Below are 13,893 nucleotides of genomic sequence, written 5' to 3'. Positions count from 1 at the left end.
TGGCTTATAAGGTTTGTTCGTGACGAACATCGTGCTTCTCAACAATGTCGATCATCACGATCTGACGGTGATCACCCGCCCAGGCGCTGCTTACGGCGATGCGGTAAACCAGACGCTGATCTTCCCGACCGAATGGGAGGAGGCACAGCGCGATTATCCGATCCTGTTCCGGCGGTCCGAAGATGGCCGGCTTCATTCGGTTGCGCTGCTGGGCCTGGACCGGGACGAAAACCTGTTTCTGGATGATGGCGTGTGGCAGGCGCGCTATATTCCGGCATTGCACCAGCGCGGGCCTTTCTCCATCGGCATACCACGCGACGAGGAGGGCGGCACCGGCGAGCCGATGATCCATGTCGATCTCGATCACGTGCGGGTCGGCCGAGGTGGGGAGGGCAGCCCGGTTTTCCTGCCGCAAGGGGGCAATAGCCCCTATCTGGAAGCGGTCGCGGACGTTCTCAGGCGTATCCATGCGGGATCGCAGGCCAATGATGCGTTGTTCGCAGCACTGGACGCCGAGGGCGTGATCGAGGCGGTATCGATCGAGATCGTGCTCGATGACAGCAAGCGGTACGTGCTGGACGATTTTCATGCGATCGGTGCCGAGCCGATCGCTCGGCTGACGGGCGATGCGCTGGAGCGGCTGCATGCGCAGGGGTATCTGCAACCTGCGATCTGGGCACTGTCGTCGCTCGGCAACGTGCCGCATCTGATCGATCGCAAGAACCGGCGGCTCGCTGGCGCCTGATGGACCTGGCGGCGCTTCCCTCCGTTCGCGTGATCGACGGCCTGCGACATGATGCCGTGGATTTTTCCGCATTGATTAACGACGGCGCGCCGGTGATGCTGAAGGGGGCCGCCGCCGATCTGCCGCTGGTCGCCATAGGTCGGGACGGTGCGGATGCGGCGATGGCGTATCTTGCGCGCTTCGATGCGGGCCGGTCGGTGGTAGGTTTCGTCGGCGAGCCGGCGATCGAAGGGCGCTTCTTCTACAACGACACGCTGACGGCGATGAACTTTGCCGCCGGGCGTGCGCCGCTGGCGGATTATCTGGCCCGCATCCGCGATGGCGAGGATGCGGTGTATCTGGGTTCGACCGATCTGGACATCTACTTCCCCGGCCTGCGGGCCGAGAACCTGGTTGTGCCGGACGGCGTCCTGCCGGGCGGAACCAGGCCGTTGGCGAGCATCTGGATCGGCAACCATACGGTGGCCGCGACCCATTGGGACATGTCGAACAACATCGCGTGTCCGCTTGTCGGGCGCCGCCGGTTCCTGCTTTTCCCGCCCGATCAGATCGCCAACCTCTACCCCGGCCCGCTGGACCCCACCCCCGGCGGACAGGTGGTGAGCATGGTCGATCCGCGGGCCCCCGATCTGGATCGCTATCCGCGATATCGTGCGGCGCTGGAGCGGGCGGTGGTGGCCGAACTCGAACCGGGCGATGTGCTCGTCTATCCGGCACTGTGGTGGCATCAGGTGGAGGCGCTGGACGGCTTCAACGTGATGATCAACCATTGGTGGAACGATACACCCGCCTTTGTCGATACGCCGATGACCACGTTGCTCCACGGACTGCTCAGCCTTCGCAGCCGCCCCGACAGCGAAAAGCAGAGCTGGCGCGCGCTGTTCGACTATTATCTGTTCGGCCCGGCAGGGCAGGGGGCGGAGCATTTGCCGGGGCATGCGCGAGGGGCGCTTGGAGAGATGGATGAAGGGGCGGCGCGCAGGTTGCGGGCACAGGTGATGCAGAGGCTGAACCGATGAGCGAACGGCGGCGGGTGGTGATCGCGGGCGGCGGGACCTCCGGCTGGCTGACGGCCGCGGCACTGGGGCAGCAGTTGGGATCGGTGCTGGATATCACCTTGATCGAATCCGACGAGATCGGGACGATCGGCGTCGGCGAATCCACCATCCCGACAGCGCGGGCGTTCCACCGGCTGATCGGCATCGACGAGCAGCGGTTCATGGCGGAGACCGGGGCGAGCTTCAAGCTGGGGATCGCGTTCGAGGATTGGGGCCGGGTCGGGGATCGGTATTTTCATGCGTTCGGGGAGACGGGGCGGGGGACGTGGATGGGGGCGTTCCACCAGTTCTGGCTGCAGGCGCGGGAGCAGGGGTTCGGGGGGGATCTGGGGGCGTATTGCCTGGAGTTGCAGACAGCGGAGGCCGGGCGGTTCGGGGCAGGCGGGCAAGGCCCCGAGCTGAGCTATGCCTATCATCTGGATGCGGGGCTGTATGCCAGGCATTTGCGGGGGGTGGCCGAGGGGGCGGGCGTCCGACGGGTCGAGGGACTGATCGAGCGGGTCGAGCGGGACGGCGACATCCAGGCCCTCGTGCTGCGATCGGGGGAACGGATCGAGGGCGATCTGTTTATCGATTGCACCGGATTCCGCGCGCTGCTGATCGGGCAGGCGATGGGCGCGGCGTTCGTCGACTGGAGCGAGTGGCTGCCCACGGACTCGGCGGTGGTGACGCAGACGCGGGCGGTGGGGCCGGCGGTACCCTATACGCGCGCGATCGCGCATGGGGAGGGGTGGCGGTGGCAGATCCCGTTGCAGCACCGGGTAGGGAACGGCCTGGTGTATGACCGGGCGCATCTGTCGGATGACGAGGCGCGGGCGCGGCTATTGTCCGCGGTAGAGGGCGAGGTCCTGATCGAGCCGCGTACCATCCGCTTCAAGGCGGGGCGGCGGACGCAGGCTTGGCGGGGCAATTGCATCTCCATCGGACTGGCCGGCGGGTTCGTCGAGCCGCTGGAATCCACCGCCATCCATCTGGTGATGATCGCGGTCACCCGCCTGCTGCAGATGTTCCCGTTCGATGGCGACTGCACCGCGCTGGCCAAGCGCTTCAACGATCAGGCGGCGGCCGACCTGGAGCGCATCCGCGACTTCATCGTGCTGCATTACGTGCTGACCGAACGGGACGACACCGCCTTCTGGCGGCGTGCCAGGACGATGGCGATACCGGACACGCTGCGCGAGCGGATCGCGCTGTTTCGCGACAATGCGATGGCGTATCAGGAGGGCGAGGAGCTGTTCCGCGTCGATTCCTGGGTGCAGGTGATGATCGGACAGGGGGTGGTGCCGCGGCACCATCACCGGATGGGGGCGATCATGGGCGAGGCGCGGTTGCGGCAGGTGCTGGACGACATGCGCGCGCAGGTGGCGCGGCAGGTGGCGACGCTGCCGGTGCACCAGGCGTTTCTGGAGCGTTACTGCCCCTATCCGCGGTAAGCGGCGGTGCTGCCGCGGACCAGGAGTTCGTGCGGCAGGGTGACCTGCTGTATCCCCGTTTCGTCCCGGCGCAGCGTTTCCATGAGCAATTCCACCGCCTTGCGGCCGATCTGTGCCTTTGGCTGGGCGATGGTGGTGAGCGCGGGCTGGTAGAAGCGGGCGAGCGGCAGATCGTCGAACCCCGCGACGGACACATCATCGGGGCAGGACATGCCGGCGGCGGCAACCGCGCTGATCGCGCCGAACGCCATCTCGTCGCTGAAGCAGAAGATCGCGCTGACGCCGCGCGCCAACAGCGCCTGCGTTTGTTCGAAGCCGGATTGCGCCGAATAGTCGCCGACATGGACGTGCACGCGATCCGCAATGCCGTGACGCGCGGCGGTCAGCATGGCCGCGGACTGGCGGTGATGGGTGAGCGGACTGATCGGCGGGCCGGTGACAAGGCCGATGTCATGGTGCCCGAGCGCGATCAGATGCTCCATCATGTCGGTGGCGGCGGCTTCATTGTCGATATAGACGCCCGAGACGCCGAGTTCGGGGCTGTATTCGCAACCGTTGACGATCGGTGCGCCGTCGCGCGAGACGACGACGCGCAGGCTTTCGGGCAGGCGGTGGCCGAGAAAGATCATGCCGTCCACCTCGCGCCGCGACAGCATCGCGGCATATTGATCCTCCACCTCCGGATCGTGCCGCGTGTCGCCGAGGACCACGGCATAACCGGCATCGCGGGCCGCCTCCTCCGCGCCGCGAATGACGCTGGCGAAGAAGGGGTTCGAGATATCGGGCACGGTCAGCAGGATCTTGGCCGCGCGCAGAGTGCGCAGCGTGCGGGCCGCGACGTTGGGCGCATAGCCAAGCTCGCGCACGACGGCGAGCACGCGGTCCCGGGTCGGCTCGGCCACGCGATCCGGCTGGCTGAGCACGCGCGAGACGGTGGCGGTGGACACGCGCGCCATGGCTGCGACTTCGATGATCGTCGGCATGACGCGTTCCATGGGCCTATTCCGGTGGCAATGTCGACCGTTAAGACGCTGTTTGCAAAGGCGCCTGTGACGGTGCCGCGCCGTCCGGACCGCCGCGCCTGCGCCAGCCGCATGATTTTCGACTTTTCCGAAAGGGTTCCGCCCTTTGAGCGAATGTAAACCTTTACATGGGTTCATGATCTGCTTAGCCTCATGATTAGCAAGCAGGAAAACTGCGTGAGGAGAGGTTGGGGCATGGCCGTTGCCGAAGGGTCGATAGACGTCACCGCGAACCCCGCGGACGGATGGTTGACGGGGCGCCTGAGCGCGCTGATGTTCATGCAGTTCTTCGTCTGGGGCGCGTGGAACGTGACGCTGGGCCTGGCGATGCAGACGGTGGGCGTCGGCCACCTGATCGCCAATGCGTTTTCGGTAGGGCCGATCGCATCGATCGTGGGATCGTTCCTGCTGGGCATGGCCGCGGCCCGCTATGTCGCGCCGCGCATGCTGATGGTGATCCTGCATCTGGTCGGCGGCGCCATCCTGTTCGTGCTGCCCGGATTGGTCACGCCGGAGAGCGGCACGACCTTTGTCTGGCTGCTGCTGGGCTACATGATCCTCTATATGCCGACCGTCGGGCTGGCGAACACGATCGCGCTGAAGAGCTTTGGCGAGCGGACGGACAATTTCCCGTTCGTGCGCGCGTTCGGCACGCTGGGCTGGATCACGGCCGGGCTGATCATCGGCTGGGCCGGGCTGTCGGCGAGCCCGGAAATCTTCCGGGTCGCCGCCGTCGTGTCGGTGGCGCTGGGCCTTTACAGCTTCACCCTGCCCAACGTCGCGTCCGACACGCCGCGCGACGAGGGCGTCGTCCGGCAGGTGCTGTGCGTCGAGGCGTTCAGCCTGATGAAGCAGCGCTCGTTCCTGATCTTCGTGACCTGCGCCACGCTGATCTCGATCCCGCTGGCGATGTATTACGCCTATGCCTCGGCCTATGTCGGGGCGGCGGGGATCGAGAATGTCGGGGGCACGCTGGCGATCGGGCAGATGTCCGAACTGCTGTTCATGTTTTCCATGCCGTGGCTGTATCGCCGGTTCGGCGTGAAGCCGCTGCTGCTGGTCGGCATGGCCGCCTGGGCGCTGCGCTACGCGTTGTTCGCGATCGGGGACGGCGGGGACTCGCTCTGGGCGATCTATGTCGGCGTCGCGCTGCACGGCGTATGTTATGATTTCTTCTTTGTCGCGGGTGCGATCTACACGGGCACGATCGCGACCCCCAAGGGCGTGAACGCGCAGGCGCAGGGCATGCTGACGCTGTTCACCTATGGGCTGGGCATGCTGCTGGGGTCGCAGATCGGTGGGTTGCTGTATGCGCAACTGCCGGCGACCCCGAGCATCGCCGACTGGCACCAGATGTGGTGGTATCCGGCCATCGCGGCGGCGGCGATCGCGATCCTGTTCCAGCTGACCTTCCGCGACGACCAAAAGGCACTTGGCAAGATGGAGGCCGCACGATGAAGGATATGAAGGGGCCGGGAATCTTCCTTGCGCAGTTCATGGGGCAGGACGCACCATTCGACACGCTGGAAAACATGGCGCAGTGGGCCGCGGGCCTGGGCTATGTCGGGGTGCAGATCCCGTGCAATGCGCAACTGATCGACCTGAAGACCGCGGCCGAGAGCCGGGATTATTGCGACGACCTGCGGGCCAAGCTGGACCGCCACGGTATCGCGGTGACGGAGTTGTCGACGCATCTGCAAGGCCAGCTGGTCGCCGTCCACCCCGCCTATGACACGCTGTTCGACGGGTTCGCGCCGCCGGAAGTACATGGCAAGCCCGCCGAGCGGCAGGCCTGGGCGGTGGAGCAGGTGAAGATGGCGGCGCGGGCGAGCGCCAATCTGGGATTGAGCGCGCATGCGACCTTCCCCGGTGCGCTGGCCTGGCCCTATGTCTATCCCTGGCCGCAGCGGCCCGCAGGGCTGGTGGAGGAGGCGTTCGCCGAGCTGGCGCGGCGCTGGGTGCCGATCCTCGACGTGTTCGAGGACGCGGGGGTCGATTGCGCGTTCGAGGTGCATGCCGGCGAGGATGTGCATGACGGCGCATCGTGGGAACGCTTCCTGGCGGCGGTGAACGAGCATCCGCGGGCGCGGCTGTTGTTCGATCCGTCGCATTTCGTGCTGCAGCAGCTCGATTATCTCGACTTCATCGACCGGTATCACGACCGGATCTCCTGTTTCCACGTCAAGGATGCCGAGTTCAACCCGACCGGGCGATCGGGCGTCTATGGCGGGTATCAGGACTGGGTGGACCGGGCCGGGCGGTTCCGCTCGCTGGGCGACGGACAGGTAGACTTTTCCGGCATTTTCACCAGGATGGCGCAATATGGCTATGCGGGCTGGGCGGTGCTGGAATGGGAATGCGCGTTGAAGCGTGCCGAGGACGGCGCGCGTGAGGGGGCGCCGTTCATCCGCGACCACATCATCCGCGTGACCGATCATCCGTTCGACGATTTCGCCAAGAGCGGCGTGGACCGGGCCGCGATCCGATCGATCCTGGGCCTGTCGACCGATGGCGGCGCCGCATGAGCGGGCGCCGACTTCGGCTAGGCATGGCCGGCGGCGGCGAGGGCGCGTTCATCGGGGCGGTGCACCGGATGGCGGCAGCACTGGACGGCGACTGGCAGTTGGTGGCGGGTGCGTTCAGCAGCGACGAAGCGCGCAACGCGCGGAGCGGCGCGGCGCTGGGGCTGGACGAAGCGCGCGTCTATCCCTCGCTCGACCTGCTGCTCGAACGCGAGGCGGCGCTGCCCGAGGAGGAGCGGATCGATGCACTGGCGATCGTGACGCCAAACCATCTGCATGCGCCGATGGCGATCGCGGCGCTGGAGGCGGGCTTTCACGTCTTTTGCGAAAAGCCGATGGCGATCAGCGGCGACGAGGCGCGGGCGATCGCCGCGGCGGCGCGCAAGAGCGGACGGTACTTTGCGTTGGCCTTCACCTATAGCGGGTATCCGCTGATCGAGGAGGCGCGGGTCCGGGTGGCGCGTGGCGATCTGGGCGCGATCCGGCTGGTGCAGGTGGAATATCTGCAAGGATGGCTGAGCCAGCCGATCGATACCGGCGGCAACAAGCAGGCCGAATGGCGCACCGACCCGGCGCGCGCCGGAATGGGCGGATGCCTGGGCGATATCGGGACGCATGCCTTTCATCTGGCGGAGCATGTGTCGGGGCTGGCGGCGGCGTCGGTGTCGGCGGATGTCGCGATCCATGTCGCGGGACGACGGCTGGACGACGATGTCAGCGCCTTGCTGCGCTTTCCGGGCGGCGCGCGCGGCGTGCTGAAGGCGAGCCAGGTGGCGGCGGGCGAGGAAAATGGCCTGCGCCTGCGCATCCACGGCGAGCATGGCGGGCTGGAATGGGCGCAGATGGAGCCCAACACGCTGGTGCTGCGCTGGCTCGACCGGCCGGCCGAGACGTTGCGCGCCGGCGGGCCGGGAATGCAGCCGGCGGTTGCGGCGCAATTCCGTACACCTTCGGGTCATCCGGAAGGCTATATCGAGGCTTTTGCCAATCTTTACCGTGCCTTTGCCGGGTCGATCCGCGGCGAGGGCAAGACCGCCCATCCGGGCGTGGCGGATGGATTGCGCACGATGGACTTTATCGAGGCGGTCCTCGCCAATGCGGGGGGCGACCGGAAATGGACCGATATCGGTCCGGGAGAGAATGCATGAAGTTGCTCATCGGCCTGGCCGTGATGGGAGCCGCGTCGGCGGCGTTGGTGTTCGGATCCGAGGCGACGCAGGCGCAGAGTGCCGCGCCCGCTGCATTTGCCGCGTGCAAGGCGTGCCATACGGTCAACAAGGGCGGTCGCAACGGGATCGGCCCGAACCTGCACGGCGTGGTCGGGCGGCCGGCGGCGTCGGTCGCGGGATTCAACTATTCGCCGGCGATGAAGGCGTCGAAGCTGCGCTGGGACGATGCGACGCTGGATGCCTATCTGGCCGGGCCGATGAAGAAGGTGCCCGGCACCAAGATGCCGATCGCGACGCCCGATCCGGCCAAGCGCGCGGCGATCATCGCTTATCTGAAGGCGGAAGGGGCCAAATGATGCAGGTGGGGGCATGACGCTGTCGCGTCGGACTGTTCTGGCGGCGGGGGCCGCTTCGTCGCTTGTCGCCGCGACGGCTGGGGCGGGGGCGCAGCGTCGCCCGTCCAACGCGGCGCGCTTCGCACTGGGCTATGCGCCGCATGAGGGGAGCTTTGCCAGTCGCGGCGGGCTGATCGAACAGATAGCCTATGCCGCGGACCAGGGCTTCACCGCATGGGAGGATAACGAGGCACGCGGCCGCCCCGTCGCCCAGCAGGAGGCGATGGCCAAGGCGCTGGCGTCGCGCGGCATGACGATGGGCGTGTTCGTCGCCAGCATGCCCAAATGGGCGCAGTCCCGGCCGCTGCTGGGCGGCAATGACGAGGCGGAACGCGAGGGCTTCCTAGCCGACATCCGCAGCTCGATCGAGGTCGCCAAGCGGCTGAACGCCAACCGGATGACGGTGGTGACGGGGTTTCTGGACAACAAGCTGCCGCTCGACATCCAGACCGCGCGGGTGATCGACGTGATGCGGAAAGCCGGCGACATCGTCGCGCCGCATGGGCTCGCGATGGTCATGGAGCCGCTGAACACGCGGACCAATCATCCGGGCGTCTATCTGCAGACCATCGCGCAAGGCTATGCGGTGGCGCGCGGGGCGAACAGTCCGGGCGTGAAGATCCTGGCCGATCTTTACCATGAGCAGATCCAGTCCGGGAACCTGATCCCGACGCTGGCGGCGTGCTGGTCGGAGATCGGCTATATCCAGTTCGGCGACAATCCGGGCCGCAACGAGCCGGGTACGGGCGAGATCAACTATGCCAATATCGTCCGCTGGCTGAAGGACAAACGCTATGCCGGGGTGATCGGCATGGAACATGGCAATGCGACAAAGGGTCGCGCGGGCGAGGAGCGGCTGATCGCCGCCTATCGCGCGATCGACGGGGGAGAGCGAGCATGACGGGAATGCGGAAGGTTGCCCCCGCCCTGATGCTGGTGCTGGGCGCAAGTCCGGCGCTGGCGCAGGAGAAGCCGGGGTTCAAGGATACGCCGGTGCTGCCGGGCGGGCAGTGGCGGGTGCATGATGCCGATCGCCCGGCGCCCGCGGTGGTGACGCCCGCGGCGGCTCCGGGCGGGGCGCCGTCGGACGCGGTGGTGCTGTTCGACGGGCGGTCGACCGATGCCTGGCGCGGCGAGCGGGCGATGTGGCCGGTGGAGAACGGCGCGCTGGTCGTGCCGTCGCGCGCCAGAAGCGGCGGCGAGAACAATCTGGTGTCCAAGCAGAGCTTCGGCGACGTGCAGATGCATCTGGAGTTCCGCTCGCCCAATCCGCCGACCAAGACGTCGCAGGACCGGGGCAATAGCGGCATCTGGTTCATGCAGCGCTACGAGGTGCAGATCCTAGATGGCTACAACAATCCGACCTATGCCGATGGCACGGTGGGTGCCGTCTATGGCTGGAAGCCGCCGCTGGTGAACGCGTCGCGCAAGCCCGGCGAATGGCAAAGCTACGATATCGTGTTTGAGCGGCCGCGTTTCGCCGCGGATGGTTCGCTGGTGCGGCCCGCCTATGTCACCGCGTTCCTGAACGGCGTCTTGGTGCAGAACCATCAGGCGATGCTGGGCACGACCGCATGGCGGCAGGTGTCTGCGTACAAGGCGCATCCCGATGCCGCGCCGATACAGTTGCAGGATCACGACTCGCCGGTCGCCTATCGCAACATCTGGGTTCGTCCGCTGACCGAGGCGGCGATCGCACAGGATCTGGGAGGTAAGGGCCAGTGATCGACCGTAGAACCGCATTGGCGGGCGTCGCCGCGATGTTCGGCAGCGCCCTGTTCGCACCGATCGCGCGCGCCGCCGGGCTGGCGCAACCGGTGCCGCCGATCAACCAGGGGCCGCCGAGCGTGGCGGTCTTTACCGCGCCGCAACGCGCGCTGATGACCGCGCTGAGCGAGCGGGTGCTGCCGACGACGGACACGCCGGGCGCGATCGCCGCGGGCGTGCCGGCATTCATCGAGAAGATGCTGGCGGACTGGGCCGAGCCGGGCGACCGGGCGCCGATCGTCGCCGGGCTGGATGCGATCGAGGCGCGCAGCCAGCGCGACTATCGCACGTCCGCCGCCAAGGCGACGCCGGCGCAACAGGATGCGCTGCTGACGCTGGCGATGAACGACCAGATGCCGGGCGGCAAGACCTTCTTCGAGGCGTTCCGGCAGCTTGTCATCACCGGATACTATACGTCGGAGATCGGCATGACGCAGGAGCGCGAATACCTGCCGGTGCCGGGCGAATATAACGGCGCCTTTCCCTATTCCCAGGTCAACAAGGTCTATAGCTCATGACCATCAATCGTCGTCATCTGCTGGCCGGCGCAGGGTCGCTGGCCGCTCTCGGCCTCGTCGGTGCACCGGCCTTTGCCGCAAAGCTGGGGCCGATCGGGCTGCAACTCTACACGGTGCGCGAGCTGTTCCAGAAGGACCCGGTCAAGACGCTGGAGACGGTGGCGGGCATCGGTTACCGCGAGGTCGAGTTCGGCGGTGGCGGTTACGACAGCATGGATCATGCCATGCTGCGCCGGACCATGGACCGCCTGAAGCTGACCGCGCCGTCGGTGCATATCGGTTATGACGCGCTGCTCGGCAATTTCGCCAAGTCGGTGGCGATGGCCAAGACGCTGGGCGCGGGCACGGTGATATTGCCCTATATGACCGACGAGCATCGCACCGAGGCGGGTTGGCAGGCAGCGCTGCCCAACATCAACCGGTTCGCCAATGATTTGAGGGCGGCAGGGCTGAATTTCGCCTATCACAATCACGACTTCGAATTCACCGTGAAGCCGGGCGGGGTCAGCCTGTACGAGCGGTTGCTCCGCGAGACCGACCCGGCGCTGGTGAAGGTGGAGCTGGACCTCTACTGGGTGGCGCATGCGGGCGAAGACGTCCCGGCGTGGATCGAGCGGCTGGCGGATCGCCTGTACGCCTATCACGTCAAGGACATGCGCCCAGACCGCAGCATGACCGCGGTGGGCGCGGGCGTGACCGATTTCGCGGCGTTGTTCCGGCTGAAGGGTAGCGCCGGGGTGCGGCATTTCTACGTCGAAAACGACGAGGCGCCCGCACCCTACATTCCCGACATCACCAAGAGTTTCCAGACGCTGCGCGCACTGCGCGTCTGACCTTCGTTTTCTGGAGAGGACAATCATGGCATCGACCAACAGGTTCGACGCAGTCGTCATCGGTTCGGGCGTGAGCGGCGGGTTTGCCGCCAAGGAATTGACCGAAAAGGGCCTTCGCGTCCTGATGCTCGACCGTGGCCGGATGGTGGAGCATGGCGAGGGCTACACCTATGACGGCAAGCCGGCCTATGAGGTGCCGGCCCGCAACATCATGCCCAAGCCGCTGATCGAAAGTAACTATTTCATCGCCAAGCACGGCTATGTCGCGCCGAGCAACCAGGCCTTCTACAATGACGACAAGGCCAACCCCTATGCGTATGGCGAGGGCAGCCCCTTTTACTGGATCCGCCCGGCGGCGGTCGGCGGCAAGTCGCTGATCTGGGGCCGGTGGAGCTTCCGCTGGGCGCCGGAGGATTTCGACGCGAACAAGCGCGACGGCATCGATGGCGAATGGCCGATCGGGTATGACGATGTCGCGCCCTGGTATTCCTATGTCGAAAAATATATCGGCGTGTCGGGATCGCGCGAGAACCTGCCCTATCTTCCCGACAGCGAATTCCAGCCGCCGATGCCGATGAACGTCGCCGAGACGTGGCTGAAGGGACGGCTGGAGTCGAAGTTTCCGGGCCGCAAGCTGATCAACACGCGCCTGTCCAACATGACGGAGGACAAGCCCGATCAGAACCGCACCAAGTGCCAGTATCGCAACCAGTGCAGCAATGGCTGCTCGTTCGGCGCCTATTTCTCGACACAGGCGGTGACGCTGCCGGCCGCACGCGCGACGGGCAAGCTGACGTTGAAGTCCGATGCCGTGGTGACCAATCTGGAATATGACAAGGCGCGCAAGCGGGTGACCGGCGTCCGCTATGTCGATGCCAATACCGGGCAGGCAGAGGTCGTGTCGGCCGACCTGGTATTCCTGTGCGCATCGGCGATCGCATCGACCCAGATCCTGATGAACTCGCGCGATGCCCGCACCGGACGCAGCCATTTCGACAGCCATGGCACGCTGGGCGCCTATGTGATGGACCACATCTTCCGCGTCGGCGTCGGCGGCGACATTCCGGGGATGGAGGAGTTCATCGAATATGGCCGCCGGCCGGGTGGCGTCTATGTGCCGCGATTCCGCAACATCGGTGGCGACGAAGGGGTCGGGTTCCGCCGCGGCTATGGGTATCAGGGCAGCGCGCGGCGTGAAGTGTCGGAGCCGGTCGGCTTCGGCGCGTCGATGAAACATGGCATGCGCCGTTATGGCCCGTGGAAGTTCGGCATGGGGGCATTCGGCGAATGCCTGCCCTATGCGGACAATCGCGTGTCGCTGCACGCGAACAAGGTGGACCGCTTCGGCGTGCCGCTGATGCGCTTCGACGTGCGCTTCCGCGACAATGAGTTGAAGATGATGGCGGACGCCCGGACGCAGGGCGAGGCGATGCTGCGGGAGGCGGGCCTGACCAACGTGCACAGTTGGGAAAGCGAGCATGTGCCGGGTGACGCGATCCACGAAATGGGCGGCGCGCGCATGGGACGCGACCCGCGCAAGTCCGTGCTGAACGGATGGAGCCAGGCGCATGATGCCAGCAACCTGTACGTCACGGACGGCGCGCAGATGGCATCGATCGCCTGCGTCAACCCGTCGCTAACCTTCATGGCCCTGACCGCGCGGGCCGCGGATCATGCGGTAAAGGCGCTGCGCGCATAAACGACGGCATGGGAAGCATCACCCGCGCTCGGGAACCGGAATGCGTGCGCCGCGCGTTCGGTGATGGGGGCGATCTTCCCAAGACCTGCCGATGATGGAGAAACACCGATGTCCGTAAGCCTGTCCAAGGGTGGCAATGTCAGCTTGTCGAAGGAGGAACCCGGCCTTTCGCGCATTCTGATCGGACTGGGCTGGGACACGCGTACCACCGATGGTACCGACTTCGATCTGGATGCCAGCGCCTTTCTTCTGGGGACGGGCGACCGGGTGCGCGGCGATGCCGATTTCATTTTCTACAATAATCTGCGTTCCGCGGACGGCTCGGTCGAGCATACCGGTGACAATCGGACCGGCGAGGGCGATGGCGACGATGAGGCGTTGAAGGTCGACCTGGCGACCGTTCCGTCCGACGTGCAGAAGATCGCGGTATCGGTGACGATCCATGAAGGCGAGCAGCGCCGACAGAGCTTCGGCATGGTTTCCAACGCGTTCATCCGGGTCGTCAATGATGTCACCGGGCGCGAGATCGCGCGTTACGACCTGTCGGAGGATGCATCGACGGAGACGGCGATGATTTTCGGTGAAGTTTATCGCCACAATGGCGAGTGGAAGTTTCGCGCGGTAGGTCAAGGATATAAAGGCGGTCTCGCGCCGATGGCGCGTAACTATGGCGTGAACGTCGGTTAGGCGGCGCCCTTCTTTGCGGCGGAGATCGCCAACCCCGCCTTGCAA

14 protein-coding genes are annotated in these 13,893 nt (G+C 66.0%); 13 read left to right on the top strand and 1 reads right to left on the bottom strand.

The features are described 5' to 3' along the window. Positions 1–19 precede the first annotated feature (19 nt). Genes GQR91_RS13405 through GQR91_RS13395 form a run of 3 tightly spaced genes read left to right on the top strand, consistent with a single transcriptional unit; the run spans position 20 to position 3,236 of the window. Positions 20–745 (top strand): SapC family protein, encoded by a 726-nt coding sequence (locus tag GQR91_RS13405; RefSeq protein WP_162527080.1) that lies wholly within the window; start codon positions 20–22, stop codon positions 743–745. Next, on the top strand, positions 745–1,764 hold the full coding sequence (locus GQR91_RS13400; RefSeq protein WP_149682898.1) for a cupin-like domain-containing protein: 1,020 nt from the start codon (positions 745–747) through the stop codon (positions 1,762–1,764). Before GQR91_RS13405 ends, GQR91_RS13400 begins: the two co-directional genes overlap by 1 nt. Next, positions 1,761–3,236 carry a tryptophan halogenase family protein gene (locus tag GQR91_RS13395; protein ID WP_149682899.1) on the top strand — a complete coding sequence of 492 codons (1,476 nt, stop codon included), beginning with the start codon at positions 1,761–1,763 and terminating at the stop codon, positions 3,234–3,236. Before GQR91_RS13400 ends, GQR91_RS13395 begins: the two co-directional genes overlap by 4 nt. Here the strand turns inward: GQR91_RS13395 and GQR91_RS13390 are convergent. Then, positions 3,224–4,219 (bottom strand): LacI family DNA-binding transcriptional regulator, encoded by a 996-nt coding sequence (locus GQR91_RS13390; RefSeq protein ID WP_149682900.1) that lies wholly within the window; start codon positions 4,217–4,219, stop codon positions 3,224–3,226. The two genes, GQR91_RS13395 and GQR91_RS13390, sit on opposite strands and share 13 nt — an antisense overlap. Before the next feature lie 234 nt (positions 4,220–4,453). On the opposite strand from GQR91_RS13390, the gene GQR91_RS13385 reads away from it, so the two are divergent. From GQR91_RS13385 to GQR91_RS13340, 10 genes are all read left to right on the top strand, one after another. Next, positions 4,454–5,716 carry an MFS transporter gene (locus GQR91_RS13385; protein WP_149682901.1) on the top strand — a complete coding sequence of 421 codons (1,263 nt, stop codon included), beginning with the start codon at positions 4,454–4,456 and terminating at the stop codon, positions 5,714–5,716. Next, a complete protein-coding gene (locus tag GQR91_RS13380) occupies positions 5,713–6,783 on the top strand; it encodes a sugar phosphate isomerase/epimerase family protein (RefSeq protein WP_149682902.1) in 1,071 nt (356 codons plus the stop codon). The genes GQR91_RS13385 and GQR91_RS13380 overlap by 4 nt, the downstream gene beginning before the upstream one ends. Next, the gene (locus GQR91_RS13375; protein ID WP_149682903.1) at positions 6,780–7,928 is read left to right on the top strand and encodes a Gfo/Idh/MocA family protein; all 1,149 of its coding nucleotides are present in this window, start codon (positions 6,780–6,782) and stop codon (positions 7,926–7,928) included. The genes GQR91_RS13380 and GQR91_RS13375 overlap by 4 nt, the downstream gene beginning before the upstream one ends. Continuing rightward, on the top strand, positions 7,925–8,305 hold the full coding sequence (locus tag GQR91_RS13370; protein WP_174236652.1) for a c-type cytochrome: 381 nt from the start codon (positions 7,925–7,927) through the stop codon (positions 8,303–8,305). Before GQR91_RS13375 ends, GQR91_RS13370 begins: the two co-directional genes overlap by 4 nt. 13 nt (positions 8,306–8,318) lie before the next feature. Further along, the gene (locus GQR91_RS13365) at positions 8,319–9,245 is read left to right on the top strand and encodes a hydroxypyruvate isomerase family protein (protein WP_149682904.1); all 927 of its coding nucleotides are present in this window, start codon (positions 8,319–8,321) and stop codon (positions 9,243–9,245) included. Next, positions 9,242–10,069: a 3-keto-disaccharide hydrolase gene (locus GQR91_RS13360; protein WP_149682905.1), complete on the top strand. Its 828-nt coding sequence runs from the start codon at positions 9,242–9,244 to the stop codon at positions 10,067–10,069. Before GQR91_RS13365 ends, GQR91_RS13360 begins: the two co-directional genes overlap by 4 nt. Beyond that, positions 10,066–10,629, top strand: coding sequence for a gluconate 2-dehydrogenase subunit 3 family protein (locus GQR91_RS13355; protein ID WP_112383272.1), 564 nt, complete (start codon positions 10,066–10,068; stop codon positions 10,627–10,629). Before GQR91_RS13360 ends, GQR91_RS13355 begins: the two co-directional genes overlap by 4 nt. After that, complete coding sequence (locus tag GQR91_RS13350) at positions 10,626–11,462, top strand: sugar phosphate isomerase/epimerase family protein (protein WP_149682906.1); 837 nt, start codon at positions 10,626–10,628, stop codon at positions 11,460–11,462. Before GQR91_RS13355 ends, GQR91_RS13350 begins: the two co-directional genes overlap by 4 nt. 25 nt (positions 11,463–11,487) lie before the next feature. Beyond that, positions 11,488–13,161 (top strand): GMC family oxidoreductase, encoded by a 1,674-nt coding sequence (locus GQR91_RS13345; RefSeq protein WP_149682907.1) that lies wholly within the window; start codon positions 11,488–11,490, stop codon positions 13,159–13,161. 108 nt (positions 13,162–13,269) lie between these two features. Continuing rightward, positions 13,270–13,848 carry a TerD family protein gene (locus GQR91_RS13340; RefSeq protein ID WP_149682996.1) on the top strand — a complete coding sequence of 193 codons (579 nt, stop codon included), beginning with the start codon at positions 13,270–13,272 and terminating at the stop codon, positions 13,846–13,848. The last annotated feature ends 45 nt before the right edge of the window (positions 13,849–13,893 follow it).

The sequence above is a fragment of the Sphingomonas carotinifaciens genome (assembly GCF_009789535.1).
Taxonomy (GTDB): domain Bacteria; phylum Pseudomonadota; class Alphaproteobacteria; order Sphingomonadales; family Sphingomonadaceae; genus Sphingomonas; species Sphingomonas carotinifaciens.
Note: the sequence above shows the minus strand (reverse complement) of the source record. Positions and strands in the feature narration are given on the sequence as shown.